Genomic DNA, 23,712 nt, shown 5'->3' on the forward strand with positions numbered 1-23,712 from the left:
GTGCTCGTCGTCGAGGACGACCGGACCATCGTCGACGCCATCGCGGCCCGGCTGCGGGCCGAGGGCTTCCAGGTGCGGCCCCAAGGGCGCTCCCGCCGCAGGCGGCAACGGACCCGCACCCACGCCTCAGCCCGTGTTGCGCAGCCCCGCCGCCACCCCGTTGACGGTCAGCAGCAGCGCCCTGGCCAGCAAGGGATCCGCCGCTTCCCCCCGCTCCGCGGCCTGCCGCTGGCGATCGAGCAGCGTCACCTGGAGATACGAGATCGGGTCCAGATACGCGTCGCGGATATGGAACGTCTGCCTCAACACCGGGCTGGAGTCGAGCAGTTCCCGCTCCCCCGTGATCCGCAGGACTTCCTGCACGGTCAGCTCGTGTTCGGCGCGGATCGTGTCGAAGACGTGCTTGAGCTCGTCGGGGACGAGTGTGTCGACGTAGTGCTGGGCGATGCGCAGGTCCGTCTTGGCGAGGGTCATCTCGACGTTGGAGAGGAAGTTCTGGAAGAAGTGCCAGTGTTCGTGCATTTCCTCCAGGACGTTGTCGAGTCCGGCCTCGCGGGCGGCCTTGAGGCCGGAGCCGACGCCGTACCAGCCGGGGACGATCTGGCGGGACTGGGTCCAGCCGAAGACCCAGGGGATGGCGCGCAGGCCGTCGAGTCCGGCGCCGGAGTCGGGGCGGCGGGAGGGCCGGGAGCCGAGGTGGAGTTCGGCGAGCTGGTCGACGGGTGTGGAGGCGAAGAAGTAGGCGGGCAGGTCGGGGTCCTCGACCAGGCGGCGGTACGCGCCGTGGGCGGCGTCGGAGACCGTGTCCATGGCGGCGTCCCAGCGGGCGAGTGCCTCGTCGGACTGGCGCGGTGAGGTGTGCAGGGCGGACGCCTGGAGCGTGGCCGCGACGGTCAGTTCCAGGTTCTCGCGGGCGAGGGCGGGGATGAGGTACTTGTCGGAGATGACCTCGCCCTGCTCGGTGACCTTGATCTCGCCTTCGAGGGTGCCCCAGGGCTGGGCGAGGATCGCGTCGTGGGTGGGGCCGCCGCCGCGGCCGACGGTGCCGCCGCGGCCGTGGAAGAGGCGCAGCCGTACGCCGTAGCGGTGGGCGACGTCGCGGAGGCGGCGCTGGGCGCGGTGGATCTCCCACTGGGAGGTGGTGATGCCGCCGAACTTGGAGGAGTCGGAGTAGCCGAGCATGACCTCCTGGACGTCGCCGCGCAGTGCGACCAGGCGCCGGTAGGAGGGGTCGGCGAGCATCTCGTCGAGGATGCGGTCGGCTTCCTTGAGCTCGTCGGTGGTCTCCAGGAGCGGCACGATGCCGATCTTGGCCCAGCCGGCGTGGAGGTCGACGAGTCCGGCCTCGCGGGCGAGGACGGCGGCGGCGAAGACGTCGTCGGCGCCCTGGCACATGGAGATGATGTAGGACTCGACGACCTCGGGGCCGAAGCCTTCCAGGGCCTTGCGGATGGTGCGGAAGACGCCGAGGGTCTTCTGGCCGCCGGCGTCGAGCGGTGCGGGTGTGGGGGCCAGCGGGCGGCGTGAGCGCAGTTCCTTGGCGAGGAGCTTGCGGCGGTAGTCGCGGGGCATGTCGGCGTAGCGCCAGGATTCCTCGCCGAGCCGGTCGAAGAGCTGGCCGAGGGCGTGGTGGTGGGCGTCGGCGTGTTCGCGGACGTCCATGGTGGCCAGGTGCAGGCCGAAGGCGGCGAGGGTGCGCAGGGCGCGCTCCAGGCGGCCGTCGGCGATGAGGCCGCCGCGGTGGGCGCGCAGGGAGTCCTGGACGAGCTGGAGGTCGGCGAGGAGTTCGCCGGTGCCGAGGTAGTCGCGGCCTTCCTGGTGTGAGGTGCCGCGGGCGAGGCGTTCGCGGGTGTTGACGAGCTTCTGCCGGACGCAGGTGGCCTTGAGGCGGTAGGGCTCCTCGGCGTTGAGGCGCTTGTAGCGGGGGCTGATCTCGGGGAGGAGTTCGAGGTCGCGCTGGAGGGAGGAGAGGAGTTCCTCGGTGGCGCCGCTGTTGCGGATGGAGTTGGAGAGGGCGCTGCGGAGGAGGTCGACGAGTTCGAGGGCGTCGGTGATGCCGTGCTCGTGCTGGAGGATGAGGACGTCCCAGGTGACCTGGGGGGTGACGTTGGGGTTGCCGTCGCGGTCGCCGCCGATCCAGGTGCCGAAGGTCAGCGGGCGGGTGGTGGCGGGCAGGGCGAGGCCGACGCGGTCGAGCTCGGCGGCGAGGTCCTCCAGGACGTCGCCGACGGCGTTGGCGTGGAGCTCGTCGAGGTAGTAGATGGCGTTGCGGGCCTCGTCGGTGGGCTCCGGGCGGGCGACGCGGAGCTCGTCGGTCTGCCAGAGGAGGTCGATGTTCTCGGCGAGGCGCAGGTCGGTGCGGCGCTTGTCCCCGGTGGCGCCGGCGGGGGTGTCGAGCAGCTCGGCGATGCGGCGGAGCTTGTTGAGGACGCTGCGGCGGGCGGCTTCGGTGGGGTGGGCGGTGAAGACGGGGCGTACGCCGAGGTGGTCGACGGTCTGCCGGAGGTGCTCGGGGTCGGCGTCCTTGAGCTGGTCGGCGGTGCGGGCGAGTATCGAGCCCTCGGCGTCGCGCTTGGCCTGGAGCTCGCGGCCGCGGTGCACCTGCTCGGTGACGTTGGCGAGGTGGAAGTAGGTGGAGAAGGCGCGGACCAGCTTGGCCGCGGTCTCCAGATCGGTGTCGCCGAGGAGCCGGGCGGCGGCTTCGCCGTCGGTGCGGGTGAGGGCCCTGACGCGCTCGACGAGGTCGAGGAGATCCTCGCCCTCCTGGCGGACCAGGGTTTCGCCGAGGAGGTCGCCGAGGCGCCGGATGTCGGCGCGCAGGGCGGCGCTGCGCTGTGCTTCGGCGTCGTTCCGCGGGGTTTCCCCGGCGGCGAGGCTGATGGGGTCGGCACTGCTCACAGGTGCGGCTCCTTGCAGAGTTTCTGGCACGTCTGGAGGGTTCGCGGACCGCGCTGTCCGACGGTGACCAGCATAGGTCGCCGCCCGACGCGCGGTTGTCCACAGCCCTCTTGCTCCGGAGCCCTGCCCTGCCATACTTACGTAGCCGTAGGTTACGGACCCGTAGCCATGCCCCGAGCCCCCTTAAGGGATCTGATGACCGCAAGCCCCGACGTGATCGAAGACGCGCCGAAGGCCCAGGAAACGCCGCTCCCGTCCGCCACTCTGGGCAGTGACAGCAAGCGCTCGGTGGAGCAGTTCGCGCTGTTGCTGTTCATCACCGTGCCGTTCGTGGCCCTGGTGGCCGCCGTTCCGCTGGCGTGGGGCTGGGGGGTGAGCTGGCTCGATCTCGGGCTGATGGTGGCGATGTATTACATCGGCTGCCACGGCATCACGATCGGGTTCCACCGGCATTTCACGCACGGCGCGTTCAAGGCGAAGCGGCCGTTGAAGATCGTCCTGGCGGTCATGGGGTCGATGGCGGTGGAGGGTCCGCTGGTGCGCTGGGTGGCGGATCACCGCAGACATCACCGCTTCTCGGACGCCGAGGGCGATCCGCATTCGCCGTGGCGGTTCGGTGAGACCGTGCCGGCGCTGCTGAAGGGTCTGTGGTGGGCGCACATCGGCTGGATGTTCGACGAGGAGCAGACGCCGCAGGAGAAGTACGCACCGGATCTGATCAAGGATCCGGCGATCCGGCGGGTGTCGCGGCAGTTCGTGCTGTGGACGGCGGTGTCGCTGCTGATCCCGCCGCTGGTCGGCGGGCTGGTGACGTGGTCATGGCAGGGTGCGCTGACGGCGTTCTTCTGGGGTTCACTGGTGCGGGTGGCGCTGTTGCACCATGTGACGTGGTCGATCAACTCCATCTGTCACGCGGTGGGCAAGCGCCCCTTCAAGTCGCGTGACCGGTCGGGCAACGTGTGGTGGCTGGCGGTGCTCTCCTGCGGTGAGTCCTGGCACAACCTGCACCACGCCGACCCGACCTCGGCCCGCCACGGCGTGCTGAAGGGCCAGCTGGATTCGAGCGCCCGCATCATCCGCTGGCTGGAGAAGGCCGGCTGGGCGTACGACGTGCGCTGGCCGGACGCGGACCGCATCGACTCCCGGCGGAAGGAAAGCGCCGTTCACGCGGCATGATTGACAGCGTGGCGACCGACAGCGATTCCAGCGATTCCACCAGTGGCAAGACCCGGACCCCTGCTCCGGGGACCCGGCGCACCCGCCGGGTGCGGATGACCGGCGCGGAGCGCCGTGAGCAGCTGCTGGACATCGGTCGCACACTCTTCGCCGAGCGGGGGTTCGAGGGCACCTCGGTGGAGGAGATCGCGGCGAAGGCCGGGGTCTCCAAGCCGGTGGTCTACGAACACTTCGGCGGCAAGGAGGGGCTGTACGCGGTGGTGGTCGACCGCGAGATGCGGCAGCTGCTCGACATGGTGACGGGCGCGCTGACGGCCGGGCACCCGCGGGAGCTGCTGGAGCAGGCGGCCTTCGCCCTGCTGGATTACATCGAGACGTATACGGACGGCTTCCGCATCCTCGTCCGCGACTCGCCCGTCGCGCAGTCCACGGGCACCTTCGCCTCCCTGATCAGCGACATCGCCACCCAGGTCGAGGACATCCTGGGCCTGGAGTTCAAGGCCCGCGGCTTCGACCCGAAGCTGGCCCCGCTCTACGCCCAGGCCCTGGTGGGCATGGTCGCCCTCACGGGCCAGTGGTGGCTGGACGTGCGCAAGCCGAAGAAGGCGGAGGTGGCGGCGCATCTGGTGAACCTGGCGTGGCACGGGCTGGACGGGCTGGAGCCGAAGCCTCGTCTTGTGGGGCATCGGAGGTCTTAGGGCGCCGCTGTCTGGTGCGGGCCGGTTCGCGCCTGCGGCGGGCTTGTTCCCCACCCCGCCCCTTCCCGGCTGCGTCTGATATGCGGCTCCGCCGCGTGGGGGGGCTCCGCCCCAGGCCCCCGGGGGCGCGGGTGCGTGGCGCCTGCGGCGGGCTTTGTCCCCTACCCCGCCCCTTCCCGAAACCGGGGCTGCGCCCCAGACCCCCAGCAACACGCTTCGCGCGTTGTCCTCAAACGCCGGACGGGCTGAAATCGCTGGCTACGGCCCGCACCATCCAGCCCGTCCGGCGTTTGAGGACGCGACCGAAGGTCGCTGGGGTCCGGGGTCTCCCCGGTTTCGGGAAGGGGCGGGGCTGGGGAAAAATCAACGCACCCGCCGCGCCACCACAAAAATTCGCCGGAACGGGAAGACCGTGCCATGCGGCCCCGCCGCATACGCCTCGCGGAGTCGTGCCGCGTACGACGCGAGGAAATCCTCCGTCGCCTCCGCATCGCCCGCCAGGGCAGTCAGCATCGGCCGCAGCGCCGTCCCCTTCGTCCAGTCCAGCACCGGGTCCGGCCCCGGCAGCAGCTGTACGTACGTCGTCTCCCACGCATCCACGTCAAGGCCCAGGCCCGCGAGCCGGTCGAGGTATTCGCCCGGTTCCAGGATGTGGCCCGCGCGGTAGAGGCCGCCCAGGCGGTCGCGCCAGCGCGGGCTTTCGCAGAGTTCGTGCAGGAGGACGTGGCTCGGCGCCGTGAAGTTGCCGGGGATCGTGAAGGCGAGGGTGCCGCCGGGGGCGAGGGCCCGCGTCCAGGCGGGGAAGAGTTCCGCGTGCCCCGGGACCCACTGGAAGGTCGCGCTGGAGAAGATCAGGTCGTAGGTCCCGGCCGGGGCCCAGTCGGCGAGGTCCGCGCGGGCGAATGCGATCCGGCCGCCGCCGGCGGCGGTGCGATCCGCCTCGGCGAGCATCTCCGCGGAGTTGTCGAGTCCGGTGATCCGCGCGCCGGGCCAGCGTTCGGCGAGGAGGGCGGTGACGTTGCCGGGGCCGCAGCCGAGGTCCACGATGCGGGCGGGGGCGCCGGGCAGTTCGGGGACTCGGGCGAGGAGGTCGTGGATGGGGCGGGTGCGGTGGCCGGAGTGGCGGAGGTACTGCTGCGGGTCCCAGGTGGGTGCGCTGGTCATGGGTGGAGCCTCCAGACAGGGGCGCACGTACGGGAGTGGGGGCGCTCGGAGTCCCGTACGTACGGGTTCCGTACGCCGATGAATCAAGCATCCACCCCAAAATATCTTGACGTCAAGAGACTTCATGTCGACAGACCAACTACACTGATCGTCATGGAGGACGAGGTCGATCGACTTGTGTCAGCGTGGCGCCGCGAGCGCCCGGACCTCGACGTGGAACCGCTCGAGGTGCTCAGCCGCGTCAGCAGGCTCGCCCGCCACCTCGACCGGGCCCGGCGACTGGTCTTCGCGGAGCACCAGCTGGAGCCGTGGGAGTTCGACGTGCTCACCTCCCTGCGCCGCGCGGGCGACCCCTATCAGCTCTCCCCCGGCCAGCTGCTCACCCAGACGCTGGTCACCTCCGGCACCATGACCAACCGCATCGACCGGCTCGCCAAGCGCGGCCTCGTCGAGCGGCTGCCCGACCCCAGCGACCGCCGGGGCGTGCTGGTGCGGCTCACCGCCGAGGGGCGCGACCGCGCGGACGAGGCGCTCGCCGGGCTGCTCGCCCAGGAGCGCGCCATCCTCGCCCGGCTGCCCGGCGGGCAGCGGCGCGAACTGGCCGATCTGCTACGTCAGTTGACCGCCCCGTTCGACAATGTGCCCGGCTAGGTCGACCGGCCCCACCCCGGCCCGCCGGGCCAGCGCCACCGCCGCGAGCGTGGAGTGCACGCCCAGCTTCCCCAGCACGTTCTGCATGTGCGTGCGCACCGTGTGCGGGGAGAGGTAGAGCCGCTCGGCGACGGCCTTGCGGCCCAGCCCCGCGACCATGCAGCGCAGCACCTCGCGCTCGCGCGGGGTCAGCGACTCCACGAGCCGCTCGCTCTCGGTGCGGTGCTTGCGCGCGGCCGTGAGCTCCCGCAGCACCCCGGTGAGCAGGGCCGGCGGCAGGTGCGTCTCGTCCCGCAGGACGCCCCTGATGACGGCCAGCAGCCGGGACAGCGAGCAGTCCTTGGCCACCCAGCCGCCCGCGCCCGCCTGGAGCGCGGCGGCGGCCCGTCTGGGGTCGTCGCGCTCGGCGAGCACCACCGTCCGCACGGCGGGCTGTCCGCTGCGGACGCCCGCCACCAGCGAGATCCCGTCGACGGTGCCTTCCGTGGGCGCGCCCTCCTGGCCGGGCACGCGCTGCCCCGGCACGCCGTCCGTCGCCACCGTGCCCAGATCTGCGTCGATCAGGAGCACGTCGAAGCGACGGCCCTCGCCCGCCGCGCGCTCCAGCGCGCGCATCGCCGCCGGACCGCTGCCGGCCGCCGAGACGTCCACATCCTGCTCGGCCGCGAGGGCAGCGGCGAGCGACTCGGCGAAGATGCGGTGGTCGTCGACCACCAGAACCCGAATTCGTGCCACAGCCACCCCCATGTCCCGGGTAGGCGGGCAGTGCGGGTACGGCGCCCGGTGCCGGGGTCGCCACGCGCGCACGGCCGCCGCCGTGCCATGACAACTACCCCGCCCCCGGGCGTCGTACCTGACTGTCTCGCCCCCTGATCAGCGTCGGCCCCCACCGGCGCTGTGCATCAGCGTACGGCGGGGGTCCGGCAACGGAAGCCGATTGGCAAAACTGCCTGACCCGCGTGTTTATGGTGAGCTTTCTGTTCAGTATTGGGGCAGTGAACGACATGGAACGACTCGATGTTGTCCATGTACCCGCCGGTTTTCGCACCCCCGGCTACGCCAGGCGACGGGCTCCCGCCCCCGCGACCACCGCAAACACCCGCGGCCGGGCGTGGCCCGCCCGCGCGAAGGCGTCCAGAACGGCGCGTTCCACATCGGCCGCCCGCTCCGCCGGCGCCAGCGCCAGCGCCGATCCGCCGAACCCCGCGCCGGTCATCCGGGCGCCCAGCGCCCCCGCGGAATTCGCAACCGCGACCGCCAGGTCCAGCTCCGGGCAGGAGACCCGGAAGTCGTCGCGGAGCGAGGCGTGCCCGGCGTCGAGGAGCGGTCCCACGGCCCGGACGTCGCCCGCGTCGAGGTGCGCGACGACCTGCCGGACGCGCTCGTTCTCGGTGACGACGTGGCGCACCAGCGCCCGCGTCCCCGGCTCCGGCAGCCGGTCGAGGGCGTCCTTGAGGCGGTCGTGGGGCACGTCGCGCAGCGCGCATACGCCCAGCGCGCGGGCCCCCGCCTCACAACCGGCGCGCCGTTTCGCGTACGCGCCGTCGGCCAGCGCGTGCTTCACGCGGGTGTCGACGACCAGCAGCCGCAGCCCCGCGGCCTCCGGGTCGAAGGGCACCTGGCGGTGGGTGAGGTCGCGGGTGTCGAGGTGGAGGGCGTGTCCGGCGGCGCAGCTCACGGACGCGGTCTGGTCCATGATCCCGCAGGGGACGCCGACGAAGGCGTTCTCCGCCCGCTGGCAGATCCGGGCGGTCTCCTGCCGGGAGAGGGTGAGTCCGGCGGTCTCCGCGAGGGCGAGGGCGACGGCGCACTCCAGGGCCGCCGAGGAGGACAGCCCGGCGCCCTGCGGGACGTCGCCGTCGATCTGGAGGTCGGCGCCGCCGAGTTCGTGGCCGGCCTCGCGCAGGGCCCACAGCACCCCGGCGGGGTAGGCGGCCCAGCCCGTGGTGCGGCCCGGTTCCAGGTCTGCGGGGGCGAGTTCGGCCCAGCCGGTGGCGGGGTCGTCGCCCTGGTGGAGGCGGAGCCGGCCGTCGGCGCGGGGCGAGGCGGCGGCCCGTACGGTGTGCGGGAGGGCGAGCGGGAGCACGAACCCCTCGTTGACGTCGGTGTATTCACCGATGAGGTTGACCCGGCCGGGGGCGGCCCAGACCCCGGCGGGCGGGTGCCCGAAGGCCCGCCGATAAGCGTCGGCCGTGGCGCGGGCGCTCACTCGGCGGCCGCCCGCCGGGCGAACTCCCAGGCGTCCGCGATGATGTCGGCCAGTTCCGTGCGGCGCGGGCGCCAGCCGAGGGTCTCGGCGGCCCGTTCGGCGGAGGCGACGAGGACGGCGGGGTCGCCGGGGCGGCGCGCGGCGGCGGTCTGCGGGACGGGGTGGCCGGTGACCTTGCGGGCGGTCTCGATGACCTCGTGGACGGAGAAGCCGCTGCCGTTGCCGAGGTTGCAGATCAGGTGCTCGCCGTCGCGGGCCGCGGAGAGGGCGAGGAGGTGGGCCTCGGCGAGGTCGGCCACGTGGATGTAGTCGCGGACGCAGGTGCCGTCGGGGGTGGGGTAGTCGTCGCCGTAGACGGAGACGGACTCGCGCTCGCCGAGGGCGACCTGGAGGACGAGGGGGATGAGGTGGGTCTCGGGGGCGTGCCGCTCGCCGTGAGGCCCGTGGGCGCCCGCCACGTTGAAGTAGCGCAGGGAGACGGCGGCCAGGCCGTGGGCCGCGCACTCGCCGCCGATCATGTGGTCGACGGCGAGCTTGGTGGCGCCGTAGGGGTTGGTGGGGGCGGTGGGGGCGTCCTCGGTGATCGGGACGGCCGCGGGTTCGCCGTAGGTCGCGGCGGTGGAGGAGAAGACGAGGGTGCGCACGCCCGCGTCGCGCATGGCGGCGAGGAGGTCGGCGGTGCCGCCGACGTTGTTGCGCCAGTACGGCTCGGGGTCGGCGACGGACTGGCCGACCTGGGAGTACGCGGCGAAGTGGAGCACCGCCTCGTAGGAGCTGTCCAGCCACTGCCCGGCGTCCTGCACGCGGCCCTCGATGAAGCGGGCGCCGTCGGGGACGCTCGCGCGGTGGCCGGTGGAGAGGTCGTCGAGGACGGTCACGCTGTGGCCGGCGGCCAGCAGGTGGGCGGCGACCACGCTGCCGACGTATCCGGCACCGCCCGTGACCAGGTATGTGCTCATGTGCTCGCTACCTCTCGCAGTCGCTCGGCCGCGGCCTCGGGCGGCACGTCGTTGATGAACACACTCATGCCGGATTCGGAACCGGCGAGGAACTTCAGCTTGCCGGGAGCCCGGCGGACGGTGAAGAGCTCCAGATGCAGGGCGAATTCACTCCTGTGGGGGTGGCGGAAGGGCGCCTGGTGCCAGGCGGAGATGTACGGCGTGGGTTCCGGCATCGTGTTCTTCCCGCCCTCCCTCCCTGCGTTCTTCCCGCCCTCCCTCCCTGCGTTCTTCCCGCCCGCCCTCCCGGCGAAGATCCGGTCGAAGCGCCGCAACAGTTCCAGATAGACCTGTGGGAACTCTGTGCGGGCCGCGTCGTCGAGGAAGCGCAGATCGGGGACGCGACGGCGGGGGTAGAGGTGCACCTCGTACGGCCAGTGCGCGGCGTACGGCACGAAGGCCGTCCAGTGGTCGGTGTCCAGGACGATCCGGCGGCCGTCGGCTCGCTCGGCGGCCAGGGTGGCGTCGAAGAGGTTCCGCCCGCCGGTCTCGCGGTGGTGCCGGGCCACGGAGGCGAGCATGCGCTCGGTGCGCGGGGTGGTGAAGGGGTAGCCGTAGATCTGGCCGTGCGGGTGGCCGAGGGTCACGCCGATCTCGCGGCCGCGGTTCTCGAAGCAGAAGACCTGGGCGACGGCCGGGAGTTCGGCGAGGTCGGCGGTGCGGTCGGTCCAGGCGGCGAGGACGAGCGCGGCCCGTTCCTCGTCGAGGTCGGCGAAGGAGGCGTGGTGGTCGGGGGTGAAGCAGACGACCTCGCAGCGGCCGGAGTCGCCGGCGAGGGAGGGGAAGCGGTTCTCGAAGACGACGACGTCGTAGTCGGCCGCGGGGATCTCGGTGGCCCGGCCGTCGCGCGAGGGGCACAGCGGGCAGGCGTCGGGCGGCGGGTGGTGGGTGCGGCCCTGGCGGTGGGAGGCGATGACGACGCTGTCGCCGAGGAGCGGGTCCCGGCGGACCTCGGAGGCGGTGGCGACAGTATCGGGTGGCCGCCGGTCGGGGGCGTCGCGCACGGTGTCGTCGCGGAGGTCGTAGTAGAAGAGCTCGCGCCCGTCCGCGAGCCGGGTGGCCGTCCGCTTCATCCGGAACCTCTCTCACCGAACAGTCCGAACACCTTCACACACAACTCAACACAAGGAAGCATGACCCAACAACGCCGTCAACAGCGAGCGATTGAGGTGACCCATGCGCGAACTGGCCGAAGGGCTGCGCCTTCCCGTCAACGGACTCGACTACACGATCCTCGCCCTGTACTTCGCCGTGGTCCTGGGCATCGGGTTCGCGGCCCGCCGCGCGGTCCGCACCAGTCTGGACTTCTTCCTCTCGGGCCGCTCGCTGCCCGCCTGGGTGACCGGCCTGGCCTTCGTCGCCGCCAACCTCGGCGCCACGGAGATCCTGGGCATGGCCGCCAACGGCGCACAGTACGGCGCGTACACGGTCCACTGGTACTGGATCGGCGCGATACCGGCCATGGTCTTCCTGGGCCTGGTGATGATGCCCTTCTACTACGGCTCGAAGGTGCGCTCCGTACCGGAGTTCCTGCTGCACCGCTTCGGGCCGTCCTCGCACCTGCTGTCGTCGGTGATCTTCGCGGTGTCGTCCGTGCTCATCGCCGGGGTCAACCTCTACGCGCTGGCGCTGGTGCTCCAGGCGCTGCTGGGCTGGCCGCAGTGGGTGGCGATCGTGGTCGCGGGCCTGTTCGTCCTCGCGTACATCACGCTCGGCGGGCTCTCCTCGGCGATCTACAACGAGGTGCTCCAGTTCTTCGTCATCCTCGCCGCGCTGATCCCGCTCACGGTCGTGGGCCTCCAACGGGTGGGCGGCTGGCACGGGTTGTCCCACACCCTCTCGGACAGCCGCGGCGACGACTACCTGAGCGCCTGGGGCGGGACGGGAATCGGCCATGCCAACCCGCTGGGCGCCAACTGGCTGACCATCGTGCTGGGTCTGGGCTTCGTGCTCAGCTTCGGCTACTGGACCACCAACTTCGCCGAGGTGCAGCGCGCGCTGTCCGCGAAGAACCTCGGCGCCGCCCGGCGCACCCCGCTCATCGCCGCCTTCCCCAAGCTCCTCATCCCCCTCGCCGTGGTGCTGCCGGGCCTGATAGCCGCCGCCATGGAGCCGGCCCTGGGCCGCCCCGGCGGCGACCTGAGCTACAACGACGCGATCCCCGTGCTGATGCGCGACCTGCTGCCGAACGGCGTGCTGGGGCTCGCGGTCACCGGGCTGCTCGCGGCCTTCATGGCGGGCATGGCGGCCAACGTCTCGTCCTTCAACACGGTCTTCACCAACGACATCTGGGCCGCCTACATCCGCAAGGACCGCCCCGACGCGCACTATCTGGCGACCGGCCGGTGGGTGACCGCGATCGGGGTGCTGGCGGGCATGGGGACGGCGTTCATCGCCTCGTCGTTCAGCAACATCATGAACTACCTCCAGACGTTGTTCTCGTTCTTCAACGTGCCGCTGTTCTGCGTCTTCATCATCGGCATGTTCTGGAAGCGGGCCACGGCCGCGGCGGGCTTCTGGGGGCTGCTGTCCGGCACGGTCGCCGCGATGCTCAACTACTTCTGGCTGTACAAGCAGGGGGTCGTCGCGATCCCGTCCGACCAGGGCGCCAACTTCGTCTCCGCGATCGTCGCGTTCGCGGTCGGCGCGGTGGTCACGGTGGCCGTCTCGTACGCCACGGAGCCCAGGCCCGTCTCCTCGCTGGCGGGCTTCGTCTACGGCACGACCGCGCCCGGCGTACCCGAGCCGCCCGCCGAGGGCGACGACGCGTGGTACCGCAGGCCCGCCCTGCTCGGCTGGGGCGCCGTCGTCCTCGCCGCCGCCTGCTACGTCCCGTTCTCCTTCTGACCGGCCCGGAACGCCTGGATCCTCACGGAGTTGCCATGAAGCGGAAACAACGGCTGTTCGACCTGCGGCTGATCATCGGCGGCCTGTTCGCGGTGTACGGCGTGATCGTCACCGGCGCCGGGATCGCCGCCTCCGACGCGGACCTGGACAAGGCCCAGGGCATCAACATCAACCTCTGGACGGGCCTGGGCATGCTGGCGCTCGGGGCCTTCTTCCTGGCCTGGTTCAGGCTCCGCCCTGTGGCCCCGCCGGAGGACGCGGAGCGATGACCCGGCCCGTACCCCCAGAGGCGGCGGTGGCGCCCGCCGCGCGGTCGAGGAGACCCGTGCGGGCCGCGAGGGCCGCCGCCTCCAGCCGGGAGCCCACGCCCAGCTTCATCAGGACGCGCTGCACATGCGTGCGCGCGGTGCTGGGAGCTATTCCCATGCCCGCCGCGATCAGCCGGGTGTCCTCGCCCTCGGCGACCCGCACGAGCACCTCGACCTCGCGCGGGGTGAGCAGCTGGAGCAGCCGGGCGCCCTCGTCGTCGGGCTGGGCGGCGGGGTTGAGGAGCTCGGCGAAGGCGCCCTGGAGCAGCTGCGGGTCGACCGCGGCCTCGCCCGCGCGGGCCTTCATCATGGCCCGCTCGACGCCCTCGATGCGCTCGTTGTGCCGGACGTAGCCGGAGGCGCCCGCGGCGAAGGCCGCGGCGATGCCCAGCGGGCTCGGCACGGGGCCGAGCACCACGACGGCCACCTGCGGCCGCTCGCGCTTGATCCGCACGACCGGGTCGAAGGCCCCCGGCTCGGCGGGCGCGGCGGTGCCCAGCAGGCACACCTCGGGAGCGCGGCTGACCACCAGGTCGGCCGCGCCCGCGCTCGGTGCCGCCGCGGCCAGCACCCGGTGCCCGCGCAGCTTCAGGGCCGAGGCGAGCGCCTCGGCCAGCAGTCGGTGGTCGTCGACCACCATGAGCCGCACGCCCATGCGCTTGCCCCCTGTCGCCCGCGTACGTCTCTATGCCGACCCTCTTGCCCCCGGAAGCTACACGCTTGTTCGACGTTCCGCGCCCCTTACCGGTGAGAAGTCCCCCGGAATGCCGAAATCCCTGCCAATCGCGTGTACTTCGAGACTGAAACGGATCGTTCAGGCACAGAGGCGCGACGGGCAGGGATACGACTTTCAGCGTGCTTCATCGTGCGTCAACCGGTCGGAAACGACTACGGCACGGGCGCTACGGCAAGAGGTCGGCCGGTACCGGCGTCAACCTCCGGTACCGGCCGTTCCGTACGGCGGGGTCAGTTCCCGCCGAAGACCGCCATCAGGTTCTCGCGGTCCAGGCCGGGGGTCGACTTGTGGACGAAGTCCGAGCCCAGGAAGAGCCGGCCCTGCGCCCAGAGCCCCTGCTTGAACTGCGGGGAGAGGTCCTGTTCGATCTTGGCCGAATCATCGCCGTTCTTCAGCAGCACATCGGCCTTGTACGTCTTGGGGTCGATGCGCAGCACCTGCCCGCCGCCCTTGTACGTCGCGTTCTGGTAGGCGATCGCGTAGCCGTCCTTGTCGACACCGAGCGGCATCAGCTGGGCACCGGGGACGCCCTCGGTCTTGCCCTTGGTCTGGCCGGAGTTCAGGTCGAAGGCGATGATCTCGTTGACCTGGCCGGGCTGGTCGGAGTCGCCCGAGGAGTGCTGCTTGGTCGGGAGGTAGAGCGTGTCCTTGGTGACGGAGATCTTCGTGCAGCCCTCCGCCTCCGTGGCCGGGCACTTGGGCTCGTATTCGCCGTTGCCCGTGGAGATCTTCGACTTCAGCTTGCCTTCCTTGGCGCTGTCGTCGATCACCATGAAGTCCGAGGCGCCGTTGCCGGTGGAGTCACCCGCGGAGACGGCCACGACCAGCGGGTCGGTGGACGCGATGTGCGGGTAGTCCAGGCCCATCGGCATCTTGAACTCGGACTTGACCCCGCCCGACTTGGGGTCGAGGGTCTGGATGCTCAGCTGCGGCCGCTGGTAGTCGCCGCAGCGGCGCACGGCCACGAGCTTGTCGCCGCCGCCGTAACCGGCGTCCTTGCAGTCGTCACCGTCCTTGGGCTTCCACAGCTCCTTGCCCCCGTCCAGCGTCCAGGCGGCGCCACCGGTGGGACCGCCCGCGGCGACGGTGCCGCCGCCGATGGTGACCTCGCTGAAGGTCATGTCCTTGTCGCCGGTCTTGGCGGTCTTCTGCCAGAGCTTGGTGCCCTTGTTGAGGTCGAGGGCGACGACCTGCGTGCAGGGCCCGCCGTAGGGCTTGTCATCGGTCTGCTTGCCGTCGCTGACCAGGATGACGGCCTTGCCGTCGGCCGTGGCCTGCTGATTGGCCCAGCAGATCGCGCCGTCGACCGGGATCTCCCACTTCTTGCCGCCCGACAGGCCGTAGCCGGTGACCTTGTAGACGTCCGACTTGGCGACGACCTGGTCGGTGGCCCACATGCCCTGGGCGTGGACCATGTCCTTGACGTCCTCCGACGGCACGCTGAACAGCAGCTTCCCGTCGACGGCCTTGGGCTTGGGCCCGCTGTTGTCGTCACCGCCCGTGTGGGAGCTGTCGCTGCTCTTCTTGGCCTGATCGTCCTTGCCGCCACTGCCGGAGGTGGCGTACCAGATGCCACCGCCGACGACGAGCGCCAGGGCGACGGCGGCGGAGACGATGACCGCCAGGCGCTGCTTTCCTCGGCCGTTGCCGTTGCCGTTGCCGTTGCCGTTGCCGTTGCCGGGGCTGGGAGGGCCGGGAGGGTACGCGCCGAAGCCTTGTCCCGTGCCGGGCTGGCCGAATCCCTGCGGCGCCTGGGGGGCGCCGAATCCCTGCGGCGGCCCGGGCTGGCCGAATCCCTGCGGCGGGCCGGGCGGCGGCCCGGGCCGGCCGGGGTAGCCGTAGCCGGCCGGGGGCGGTCCCTGCGGGGCGCTCGGCGGCGGGGGCGGAGGTGCCTGGGGCTTCTGGAGTGCCGGGGGCGGAGGTGCCTGCGGGGCCTGCGGAGCTTGCGGGGCCGGGGCCGCCGGCGGGTAGCCGTAGCCCGGCCCGCCCTGCGGCGGCGCCGGCGGGTAGCCGTACGAGGGGTTCGGCGCTCCGAAGCCTCCGCCTGGCTGCGCCGGGGGAACCCCTGGCGGCTGGTTGGGCGGCTGGGGCGGCTGTGACATCAGCTTTCCTCTTTACGCGGGTGCGGCACCCGTCCGTTCTCCCCCGCGCTCCCGGTGACCATGGCCGAAAACGACCGAAAATCCACCGGGAAGGAGCGAATCGGGCGCGCATCCCGCCAGTCGGGCGGCAGGCGAGCGGATGTCTTTTGTATCACCCGATTCCGGGGTCCCAGGTGCGGTTACGGGGGTTCGAGCCCTTGCCGTGACGAGACCGTTGCGAGGTCTTTCGCTGGGACGGTTTCCGGCCACGGGCTGCTGTCACCTGCGGCTGGCTTGTTCCCCAGCCCCGCCCCTTCCCGCACTGGGGCACGTGCCCCAGGCCCCCGGCTGCGGGTCGGTGGGCGCCTGCGGCGCTTTTCCCCTACCCCGCCCCTTCCCGAAACTGGGGAGACCCCGGGCCCCCGCAACACGCTTCGCGCGTTGTCCTCAAACTCCCCCAGCTACCGCTGGGAGGTGCCCCCAACGGGCTGAAAAGAACGGCGCACCCCACCGGCCCTGATGTCGCCCTCCGGCGGAGGGGGTGGGGCTGGAGGGTGGGGTTCTGGAACGCGGTGCGTCTTCAGGGTGCTCAATACGCGTGACGGTGCCCGCACCGCGTTCCAGGTTCCCAGCCCGGAGGTCCCGCCCCCGGCACCCACCACAACCCAGCCCGGCCGGCGCTTGAGGCCACGCCCGCAGGGCGCCCCGCCGCAGGCGGCAACGCACCCGCCATCGTCACCGCCACCGCCACCGCCACCAACGGCTACGCGTCCTCCGCCAACTCCAGCCAGCGCAGCTCCAATTCCTCCCGCTCCCCCGCCAACTCCCGCAGCTCCGCATCAAGCTTCGCCACCGCCGAGAAGTCGGTCGCCTGCTCCGCGATAGCGGAATGAAGCTTCGCCTCCTGGTCGGAGATCCGGTCGAGGCGTCGCTCGATCTTCTGGAGCTCCTTCTTCGCCGCGCGGGAGTCGCTGGCCGAGGAGACCTTCTGGGGAACCGGAGCGGCAGCGGGGACCGCAGCCTCGATGACCCGCTGCCGCCGCTCGAGGTATTCGTCGAGGCCGCGCGGCAGCATCCGCAGGGCCTTGTCGCCGAGCAGGGCGTAGACGCGGTCGGTGGTGCGCTCGATGAAGTAGCGGTCGTGGCTGATGACGACCATGGAGCCGGGCCAGCCGTCGAGGAGGTCCTCCAGCTGGGTCAGGGTCTCGATGTCGAGGTCGTTGGTCGGCTCGTCGAGGAAGAGGACGTTGGGCTCGTCCATCAGCAGGCGCAGGATCTGGAGGCGGCGGCGCTCACCGCCGGAGAGGTCGCCGACGGGCGTCCACTGCTTCTCCTTGGTGAAGCCGAACTTCTCGCACAGCTGCCCGGCGGTCATCTCCCGGCCCTTGCCGAGGTCGACGCGGTCCCGCACCTGCTGGACGGCCTCCAGGACCCGCTTCGTGGGGTCGAGTTCGCCGACCTCCTGCGAGAGGTACGCGAGCTTGACCGTCTTGCCGACGACGATCTTCCCGGCGGCCGGCTGCCGTTCGCCCTGCGTACGGGCCGCCTCGGCGAGCGCGCGCAGCAGCGACGTCTTGCCCGCGCCGTTCACGCCGACCAGACCGATGCGGTCGCCCGGACCGAGCTGCCAGGTCAGGTGCTTGATCAGCTCCTTGGGGCCGGCCTGCACGGAGACGTTCTCCAGCTCGAAGACCGTCTTGCCGAGCCGGCTGTTCGCGAACTTCATCAGCTCCGCGGTGTCGCGCGGCGGCGGTACGTCCGCGATCAGCTCGTTGGCCGCCTCGATGCGGAACCGCGGCTTGCTCGTACGCGCCGGGGCGCCGCGCCGCAGCCAGGCGAGCTCCTTGCGCATCAGGTTCTGCCGCTTGACCTCCTCGGTCGCGGCGATCCGCTCCCGCTCGGCGCGGGCGAAGACGTAGTCGCTGTAGCCGCCCTCGTAGTCGTGCACGTCGCCGCGCTGCACGTCCCACATGCGGGTGCAGACCTGGTCCAGGAACCAGCGGTCGTGCGTCACGCACACCAGCGCCGAGCGGCGCGCCCGCAGGTGGGCCGCCAGCCAGGAGATGCCCTCGACGTCGAGGTGGTTGGTGGGCTCGTCCAGGACGATCATGTCCTGCTCCGCGATCAGCAGCTTCGCGAGCGCGATGCGGCGCCGCTCGCCGCCGGAGAGCGGGCCGATGACCGTGTCCAGGCCGTTCTCGAACCCGGGCAGGTGCAGGTCGCCGAAGAGGCCCGTCAGCACGTCCCGGATCTTGGCGTTGCCCGCCCACTCGTGATCGGCCATGTCGCCGATGACCTCGTGCCGGATCGTGGCCTTCGGGTCGAGCGAGTCGTGCTGCGTGAGCACGCCGAGGCGCAGGTGGCCCGCGTGGGTGACGCGGCCCTTGTCGGCGGTCTCCAGCTTGGCGAGGATGCGGATGAGCGTGGTCTTGCCGTCGCCGTTACGGCCGACGACGCCGATCCGGTCACCCTCGTTGACGCCGAGGGAGACGCCGTCGAGGAGTGCACGTGTGCCGTACACCTTTTCGACGGCTTCCAGATTGACGAGGTTGGTGGCCATTCCGCTCCTTTGGGTGATCGGCTTCCCAGGGTAGTCGGCGTGGTCTGGTGCGGGTCCGCTGCGCTTGGCGGATCGATGTGGGGTGCGGGTTCGTTGCCGCCTGCGGCGGGGCGGCCTCAATCGCCGGCCGGGCTGGGTTTGTGGCTGGACCGGGGGTGTGACCTCCGGGCTGAGGACCTGGAACGCGGTGCGAGGCGCCGTCAGGCGCATTGGTTGCCCTGACAACGCACCGCGTTCCAGAACCCCACCCTCCGGCCCCACCCCCTCCGCCGGTGGGTACGTTCACGGCCGGTGGGTGCGTAGACCCCTTCGGGGCGCGCCTTTCTTTTCGGCCGGTGCGCCGTTCTTTTCTTTTCAGCCCGTTGGGGGCACCTCCCAGCGGTAGCTGGGGGAGGCAACGGATCCGAGGTTCGGGGTCTGGGGCAGCGCCCCAGTTTCGGGAAGGGGCGGGGTAGGGGAAGAAGCCCGCCGCAGGCGTCAACCAGCCCGCAGCCGGGGGCCTGGGGCTCAGCCCCAGTCAGCCCGCCGCCTCCACCGGCCTAGAGCGGAGCGCCGACAGCGTCGGCAGCAGAGTAGAGATCAGCGTCACCCCGAACCCCCCGCAAACCACCGCCGCATAGATCCACACCGGCCCAGACACCGCACAGGACGCCGCCACCCCGAAAGGAACCAGCGTCGTCGCCGCCGCGGCAGTGCCCAGCAGCAGTCCGACGCCCGCCACCAGCAGCCCCTCCACCGTCATCATCCGGAGGACCTGGCCCCGCGTGGCCCCCACCAGCCGCTGGAGTGCGAACTCCTTCCGGCGGTTCCCCACGGAGACGGCGGTCGTGTTGACGACGGAGAGCACCGTGTAGGCGACGAGCATCCCGACGACCAGGTAGTTGACCGACGCCTGAGTCCGGTTGTCACGTGCGTGCGCCGCCGTCACCTCGTCGCGGCCGCTGATCTTCATGCCCGGCCCCGCCACCGCGGAGAGGTCCGTGCCGGAGGCGGCTCGTACGAGGATCTGTGTCGGCAGCCCGGCCGTCGTGTGCGGGGCGAGGAGTTCCGCGCTGGTGAGCACCGTGTCGTAGCCGGGGCGGCTCTTGAAGAGGGCGACGACGCGTACGTCCGCCACCGAACCGTCGCCCAGCCACAGCCGCATGCCGTCGCCCACCCCGCGGTGGATGCGGTGCGCGACGCTCTCGGGGAGCGCGACCGCCGCGCCGCGCAGCTCGCGCAGGCTGCCCGCGCTCGCCTCGGTGGCGAGGGTCTGGGTGACGGCGTCCGCGCTGACGCCCCGCAAGGGGAGGCCCTTCTTGGGGTCGCCGTTGTCGCCGGTGTAGCCGGTGCTGGTGACGTACGCGCCGGCCGCCGTGACGCCCGGCAGGGCGCGCACCCGGTCGAGCAGTGCGGGGTCGACGCCGCCCGTCGCGGACGTGATCACCGCGTCGGCCCGCAGGTCCTCGCTGAACACCTTGTCCGTCGCGGCGGCCGTGGTCGTCTGGAGGTAGAGCATGCCGGTGGCGAGGGCGCTGGCGAGCATGACGGGGGTGGCGATCGCCGCCGTCTTGGCCGCGCGGACACGGCAGTTGACGGCGGCCAGCTTGCCGGGGGTGCCGGCGAGGAGGCGTACGGGCCAGTGGAGCAGAAGGGTGGCGGCCTTGGCGAACCACGGGCCCAGCAGCGCCAGCGCGATCGCGCAGCACATCACCGTCGGGCCCGCCGTGCTGGCGGCCACCGGGCCGCGCAGGACGAGCGAGGTGACCAGCGTCAGCGCGACCGTGCCCGCGAGGAACAGCAGCCCGGCGACGACGCGTACGGGATGCAGCCGGTCCTTCGGCACGGCCGCGTCGCCCAGCGCCTCCACCGGCTTGGCCTTGACCGCCCGCGCGCTGCCGAGGAGCCCGCCGACCACGGCGGTCAGCAGCAGCGCCCCGTACGCGGGCAGCGCCGGGATCCAGCCCTGGCTGAACTCGACCGTCTCCGCGATCATGCCGCTGTCGACCAAGGTGTCGTAGAGCCACCGCCCCACCACCGGCCCCGCGGGCCAGGCCGCCGCCGCGGCGAGGACCATGACCATCAGGGTCTCGCCCAGCAGCATGCGCCGCAGCTGGCGCGGGGTCGTGCCGATCGCCCGCAGCAGGGCGAGTTCCCGGCTGCGCTGCTGCGCGGTCAGCGAGACCGTACCGGCCACGACGAACACCGCCACCAGCACGACCAGACCGCCGACCGCCCCGGCCAGCGCGACCAGGTCCTCGCCGCCCTGGAGCACCTCCGGGTGCTCGACGCTGCCCCGGTCGTCACCGGTGAGCAGGGTGACGGGCTGGCCTGCGAGGGCCTCGGCGACGCCCTTGCGTACGGTGCCCGCGCTCGCGCCGGGCGCGAGGGTGACCGCGATGTCGGCGACGGTGTCGGGTCGGCCGGACAGTCGTACGGCGTCGGCCGTGGAGAAGAACACCGTGGCCCGCGGCACGTCCCGCGCCGTGCCGACGCCGCTCACGCGGTACGCGGCGGAGCCGCCGTGCGCGGCGATCCGCACCCTGTCCCCCACGCCGACGCCCGCGCGCCCGGCGAGCCCGGCGTCGAGGACGACCTCCCCCTGCGCGGGCGCGCTGCCCGCCGTGAGCGCGTACGGGGTGAGCGCCGCCGACTCCCACCCGTGCGCCTCCGCCTTCGCGGGTTCCCCGCCACCGAGCACCGCCGCGTCGAAGGTCCGCTCCCCGACCGCCGTACGGACCCCGGGCACGGCCCCTGCCTTGTCGGCCAACTCGGCCGGTATCTCGACCCGTTCGGGAAGCGTGGTGGTCTTCTTGTGCTTCTTGCTCGTCTTCACCTCGTGCGTCCGGTCACCGGTGACGAGGAGGCCCGCCCCCGCGAGGCGCTGCGGCGGCACGTTGTCGCGGATACCGGTCTCCATCAGCCCGCCGCACGCCATGACGAGCGTCGCGCCGATGAAGAGCGCGAGGAAAGTGGCGGTGAAGCCGCCGATACGGTGCCGCAGCGAGCGCGCTGCGAGTTTGCCCATCATCGACGGCCACGCCCTTTTTTAGCTGTCCGGAGGTTACGTCCTCCACGCTAGGGAGGTACGTGGTCCCGTCCCATGGGAACAGCAGGTGAGTGGGGGTGGGGTTAGCCCTACCTGTCGGTGTCGGCGGCGTAGCTTATGAAGGCCGCCCAGGCGTGGGCTCCTATGGTGATTCTGGGGCCGTCCTGGCGTTTGGAGTCACGTATCTGGACGGCGTGGGAGAGCGCGGCGACTTCGATACATGCTGCGGCATCGTCGTCGCTGTAACTGGACTTGAACCATGTACTCATAGATCCTCTGCCACCTTTCTGATCAATCGGGCCGAATCCGCAGGGTTGAGGGCGTGCATACGGATCATGGCGTGGCGCTTCATGAGGACGCTCACCTTTTCTGGATCCGCATGCAACGTGCTCGTCCCTTGCACTTCCTGATAGCCGTAGTACCGGTGCTCAGGGGTCTCCATCGCGATGAACGGACCACCGACCCCAGCGGTGGTACCGATGGGCAGTACCTGGATCGATACGTTGTGCAACTCTCCGGCTTCCACAAGAGAGTTGAGCTGTTCTCTCATGATCTCAGGCCCACCCATGAGGGTCCGCAAGGCGACCTCATGAATCACGAAGCTGAACAGCGTAGTGGGCTTCGCCAGCAGCGCCTGACGTTCCATCCGGCCCTCTACCCGCGCCTCGACCGCCTCCTTGCCCAGGGGAGGGCAACGATTGGTGAGGAGTGCCCGCGCATACCCCTCCGTCTGCAAGAGGCCCGGGACGAGCAGCACCTCGTACCAGTGCAGGGCGATCGCCTCGTCCTCGATCTGCATGTACTCGCGTGCGCGACTGGCGATTCGCTCCGGCTCCAGATACGGGTGCGCAGCCGCCAACTTTCCATTCGCACCGCACATTTGGTCGGCGATCTCAAGGAGATGCTGGGTAGGCCGCCGCCTACCCTGCTCCATGGACTTGATGGTTTCCGGACCGTACCCGGCCTCTTCGGCCAGCTCCTCGCGGGAGATGTTGGCTTCGGTCCGCCACAGCTTGACCTGGTTTCCGGACAGCCGCCACGCCATCGGCGGCTGGGAGAGTTCACCCATCTCGTACCCTGCCCCTTCGTACCTCTGTCGGTACCAACGGAGGCTAGGCACAAGCAAGCCGCATACAAGCCCAATTCGAAGGAATTCTCCCCGCACGGGTGAACGGGCTAGAGCACGGTCGCACCCTGCACCGGGCCGGAGGTCACGCGTACGGCGCGGCACGTACCGGAGGCGCTGAGCGCGGCGGCGACCTTCTCGGCGGATTCGGCGTCCTGTACCAGGAATGCCGTGGTGGGGCCGGAGCCGGAGACCATGGCTGCCAGCGCGCCCGCTTCCGTACCCGCCGACAGCGTGGCGGAGAGGGAGGGGCGGAGGGAGACGGCGGCGGCCTGGAGGTCGTTGGAGACGGAGGCGGCGAGGGCGAGCGGGTCGCCGGTGCGGAGGGCGTCGAGGAGGGCGGGCGAGGGCTCGGGGTCGGGCACGTCGGCCGACGTGGCGCCCGTGCCGGAGGCGACCCGCAGGCGGTCGCACTCGGCGTACACAGCAGGCGTGGAGAGCCCGCCGTCGGCGACGGCGAAGACCCAGTGGAACGTGCCGCCGACGGGCAGCGGCGTGAGGATCTCACCCCGGCCACGCCCGAGCGCGGCGCCTCCGACGAGGCTGAAGGGGACGTCGCTGCCGAGCTCGGCGCAGATGTCGAGGAGTTCCTCGCGGGAGGCGCCCGTACCCCAGAGCGCGTCGCAGGCAAGCAGCGCGCCCGCACCGTCGGCACTGCCGCCGGCCATGCCGCCGGCGACGGGGATGTCCTTGGCGATGTGAATGTGGACACGGGGCTCGCGACCGTACCGCGCGCCCAGTACGAGCGCCGCGCGCGCCGCGAGGTTGGTGGCGTCGAGGGGAACCTGCGCCGCGTCCGGGCCTTCGCAGGTGATCTTCAGAGTGTCGGCCTCGGTGACGGTGATCTCGTCGTGGAGGCCCACTGCGAGGAAGACGTTGGCCAGGTCGTGGAAGCCGTCCGGGCGGGTGCCGCCTACTGCTAGCTGGGCGTTGACCTTGGCGGGGACGCGGACGGTGACGGTCACGGGTGGCTCTCCTCGGGTCGGTGGCGTGGCGATGTTACGACGGCGGTCCCCGGCTGCGGGTCGGTGGGCGCCTGCGGCGGGCTTGTTCCCCAGCCCCGCCCCTCCCCGGCTGTATCTGATCTGCGGCTCCGCCGCGCGGGGGCACGCGCCCCAGACCCCCGGCTGCGGGCCCGTCGGCGCCTGCGGCGGGCTTTCCCCCACCCCGCCCCTTCCCGAAACTGGGGGCAAGCCCCCAGACCCCCGAAGCACGCTTCGCGCGCTGTCCTC

At 71.5% G+C, this 23,712-nt stretch carries 18 protein-coding genes and 1 pseudogene; 6 read left to right on the forward strand and 13 right to left on the reverse strand.

Annotation, left to right across the window (positions count from 1 at the left end; all coding sequences use genetic code 11):
* Window positions 1-78: pseudogene (locus AB0435_RS31500) on the forward strand (DNA-binding response regulator); the annotation flags it as partial.
* Between the two features lie 48 nt (window positions 79-126).
* Here AB0435_RS31500 and ppc read toward each other — a convergent pair.
* Window positions 127-2,880 carry a phosphoenolpyruvate carboxylase gene (gene ppc / locus AB0435_RS31505; RefSeq protein WP_366007374.1) on the reverse strand — a complete coding sequence of 918 codons (2,754 nt, stop codon included), beginning with the start codon at window positions 2,878-2,880 and terminating at the stop codon, window positions 127-129.
* 213 nt (window positions 2,881-3,093) lie between these two features.
* Here ppc and AB0435_RS31510 point away from each other — a divergent pair, with 213 nt between their 5' ends.
* The gene (locus AB0435_RS31510; protein WP_366428514.1) at window positions 3,094-4,074 is read left to right on the forward strand and encodes a fatty acid desaturase; all 981 of its coding nucleotides are present in this window, start codon (window positions 3,094-3,096) and stop codon (window positions 4,072-4,074) included.
* Window positions 4,071-4,772 (forward strand): TetR/AcrR family transcriptional regulator, encoded by a 702-nt coding sequence (locus AB0435_RS31515; RefSeq protein WP_366007372.1) that lies wholly within the window; start codon window positions 4,071-4,073, stop codon window positions 4,770-4,772. Before AB0435_RS31510 ends, AB0435_RS31515 begins: the two co-directional genes overlap by 4 nt.
* 363 nt (window positions 4,773-5,135) lie before the next feature.
* Here AB0435_RS31515 and AB0435_RS31520 read toward each other — a convergent pair whose 3' ends face one another.
* Window positions 5,136-5,936: a trans-aconitate 2-methyltransferase gene (locus tag AB0435_RS31520; RefSeq protein ID WP_366007371.1), complete on the reverse strand. Its 801-nt coding sequence runs from the start codon at window positions 5,934-5,936 to the stop codon at window positions 5,136-5,138.
* Window positions 5,937-6,089: 153 nt separating this feature from the next.
* Between AB0435_RS31520 and AB0435_RS31525 the strand changes: the two genes are divergently transcribed.
* Window positions 6,090-6,587, forward strand: a complete 498-nt coding sequence (locus AB0435_RS31525; protein WP_361532696.1) for a MarR family transcriptional regulator — start codon at window positions 6,090-6,092, stop codon at window positions 6,585-6,587.
* Here the strand turns inward: AB0435_RS31525 and AB0435_RS31530 are convergent.
* From AB0435_RS31530 to AB0435_RS31545, 4 genes are all read right to left on the reverse strand, one after another.
* Complete coding sequence (locus AB0435_RS31530) at window positions 6,546-7,322, reverse strand: response regulator transcription factor (RefSeq protein WP_366007370.1); 777 nt, start codon at window positions 7,320-7,322, stop codon at window positions 6,546-6,548. The two genes, AB0435_RS31525 and AB0435_RS31530, sit on opposite strands and share 42 nt — an antisense overlap.
* A 319-nt stretch (window positions 7,323-7,641) precedes the next feature.
* Window positions 7,642-8,796: a galactokinase gene (gene galK / locus AB0435_RS31535; RefSeq protein ID WP_366428515.1), complete on the reverse strand. Its 1,155-nt coding sequence runs from the start codon at window positions 8,794-8,796 to the stop codon at window positions 7,642-7,644.
* Window positions 8,793-9,755, reverse strand: a complete 963-nt coding sequence (gene galE / locus AB0435_RS31540) for a UDP-glucose 4-epimerase GalE (protein ID WP_366007368.1) — start codon at window positions 9,753-9,755, stop codon at window positions 8,793-8,795. Before galE ends, galK begins: the two co-directional genes overlap by 4 nt.
* Complete coding sequence (locus AB0435_RS31545; RefSeq protein ID WP_366428516.1) at window positions 9,752-10,867, reverse strand: galactose-1-phosphate uridylyltransferase; 1,116 nt, start codon at window positions 10,865-10,867, stop codon at window positions 9,752-9,754. The genes galE and AB0435_RS31545 overlap by 4 nt, the downstream gene beginning before the upstream one ends.
* Window positions 10,868-10,970: 103 nt before the next feature.
* On the opposite strand from AB0435_RS31545, the gene AB0435_RS31550 reads away from it, so the two are divergent.
* Complete coding sequence (locus tag AB0435_RS31550; protein WP_366007366.1) at window positions 10,971-12,641, forward strand: sodium:solute symporter family protein; 1,671 nt, start codon at window positions 10,971-10,973, stop codon at window positions 12,639-12,641.
* A gap of 35 nt (window positions 12,642-12,676) precedes the next feature.
* Window positions 12,677-12,910, forward strand: coding sequence for a hypothetical protein (locus tag AB0435_RS31555; RefSeq protein ID WP_366007365.1), 234 nt, complete (start codon window positions 12,677-12,679; stop codon window positions 12,908-12,910).
* On the opposite strand, the gene AB0435_RS31560 is transcribed toward AB0435_RS31555, so the two are convergent.
* The 7 genes from AB0435_RS31560 to AB0435_RS31590 form a co-directional block, all read right to left on the reverse strand.
* Window positions 12,867-13,604, reverse strand: coding sequence for a LuxR C-terminal-related transcriptional regulator (locus AB0435_RS31560; RefSeq protein ID WP_366007364.1), 738 nt, complete (start codon window positions 13,602-13,604; stop codon window positions 12,867-12,869). The genes AB0435_RS31555 and AB0435_RS31560 overlap by 44 nt on opposite strands.
* Window positions 13,605-13,915: 311 nt before the next feature.
* Window positions 13,916-15,787 (reverse strand): hypothetical protein, encoded by a 1,872-nt coding sequence (locus AB0435_RS31565; protein WP_366428517.1) that lies wholly within the window; start codon window positions 15,785-15,787, stop codon window positions 13,916-13,918.
* Between the two features lie 742 nt (window positions 15,788-16,529).
* A complete protein-coding gene (locus AB0435_RS31570) occupies window positions 16,530-18,326 on the reverse strand; it encodes an ABC-F family ATP-binding cassette domain-containing protein (protein ID WP_366428518.1) in 1,797 nt (598 codons plus the stop codon).
* A 517-nt stretch (window positions 18,327-18,843) separates the two neighbouring features.
* Entirely contained in the window at window positions 18,844-21,336 is a 2,493-nt protein-coding gene (locus tag AB0435_RS31575) for an FtsX-like permease family protein (protein WP_366428519.1), read from the reverse strand.
* A gap of 107 nt (window positions 21,337-21,443) precedes the next feature.
* Window positions 21,444-21,623 carry a DUF397 domain-containing protein gene (locus AB0435_RS31580; protein WP_366428520.1) on the reverse strand — a complete coding sequence of 60 codons (180 nt, stop codon included), beginning with the start codon at window positions 21,621-21,623 and terminating at the stop codon, window positions 21,444-21,446.
* The gene (locus AB0435_RS31585; protein ID WP_366428521.1) at window positions 21,620-22,423 is read right to left on the reverse strand and encodes a helix-turn-helix transcriptional regulator; all 804 of its coding nucleotides are present in this window, start codon (window positions 22,421-22,423) and stop codon (window positions 21,620-21,622) included. The genes AB0435_RS31580 and AB0435_RS31585 overlap by 4 nt, the downstream gene beginning before the upstream one ends.
* 107 nt (window positions 22,424-22,530) lie before the next feature.
* On the reverse strand, window positions 22,531-23,445 hold the full coding sequence (locus AB0435_RS31590) for a 4-(cytidine 5'-diphospho)-2-C-methyl-D-erythritol kinase (protein WP_366007358.1): 915 nt from the start codon (window positions 23,443-23,445) through the stop codon (window positions 22,531-22,533).
* Between the last annotated feature and the right edge of the window lie 267 nt (window positions 23,446-23,712).

This window comes from Streptomyces sp. NPDC051173, from assembly GCF_040689515.1.
In the GTDB taxonomy this organism is placed as follows: domain Bacteria; phylum Actinomycetota; class Actinomycetes; order Streptomycetales; family Streptomycetaceae; genus Streptomyces.

Coding starts and splice junctions, on each gene's coding strand:
- AB0435_RS31510 (WP_366428514.1), top strand. CDS start 3,094: ATGACCGCAAGCCCCGACGTGATCGAAGACGCGCCGAAGGCCCAGGAA.
- AB0435_RS31545 (WP_366428516.1), bottom strand. CDS start 10,867: ATGAAGCGGACGGCCACCCGGCTCGCGGACGGGCGCGAGCTCTTCTAC.
- AB0435_RS31585 (WP_366428521.1), bottom strand. CDS start 22,423: ATGGGTGAACTCTCCCAGCCGCCGATGGCGTGGCGGCTGTCCGGAAAC.
- AB0435_RS31515 (WP_366007372.1), top strand. CDS start 4,071: ATGATTGACAGCGTGGCGACCGACAGCGATTCCAGCGATTCCACCAGT.
- AB0435_RS31580 (WP_366428520.1), bottom strand. CDS start 21,623: ATGAGTACATGGTTCAAGTCCAGTTACAGCGACGACGATGCCGCAGCA.
- AB0435_RS31550 (WP_366007366.1), top strand. CDS start 10,971: ATGCGCGAACTGGCCGAAGGGCTGCGCCTTCCCGTCAACGGACTCGAC.
- AB0435_RS31575 (WP_366428519.1), bottom strand. CDS start 21,336: ATGATGGGCAAACTCGCAGCGCGCTCGCTGCGGCACCGTATCGGCGGC.
- AB0435_RS31570 (WP_366428518.1), bottom strand. CDS start 18,326: ATGGCCACCAACCTCGTCAATCTGGAAGCCGTCGAAAAGGTGTACGGC.
- AB0435_RS31525 (WP_361532696.1), top strand. CDS start 6,090: ATGGAGGACGAGGTCGATCGACTTGTGTCAGCGTGGCGCCGCGAGCGC.
- AB0435_RS31520 (WP_366007371.1), bottom strand. CDS start 5,936: ATGACCAGCGCACCCACCTGGGACCCGCAGCAGTACCTCCGCCACTCC.
- galE (WP_366007368.1), bottom strand. CDS start 9,755: ATGAGCACATACCTGGTCACGGGCGGTGCCGGATACGTCGGCAGCGTG.
- AB0435_RS31555 (WP_366007365.1), top strand. CDS start 12,677: ATGAAGCGGAAACAACGGCTGTTCGACCTGCGGCTGATCATCGGCGGC.
- AB0435_RS31565 (WP_366428517.1), bottom strand. CDS start 15,787: ATGTCACAGCCGCCCCAGCCGCCCAACCAGCCGCCAGGGGTTCCCCCG.
- AB0435_RS31560 (WP_366007364.1), bottom strand. CDS start 13,604: ATGGGCGTGCGGCTCATGGTGGTCGACGACCACCGACTGCTGGCCGAG.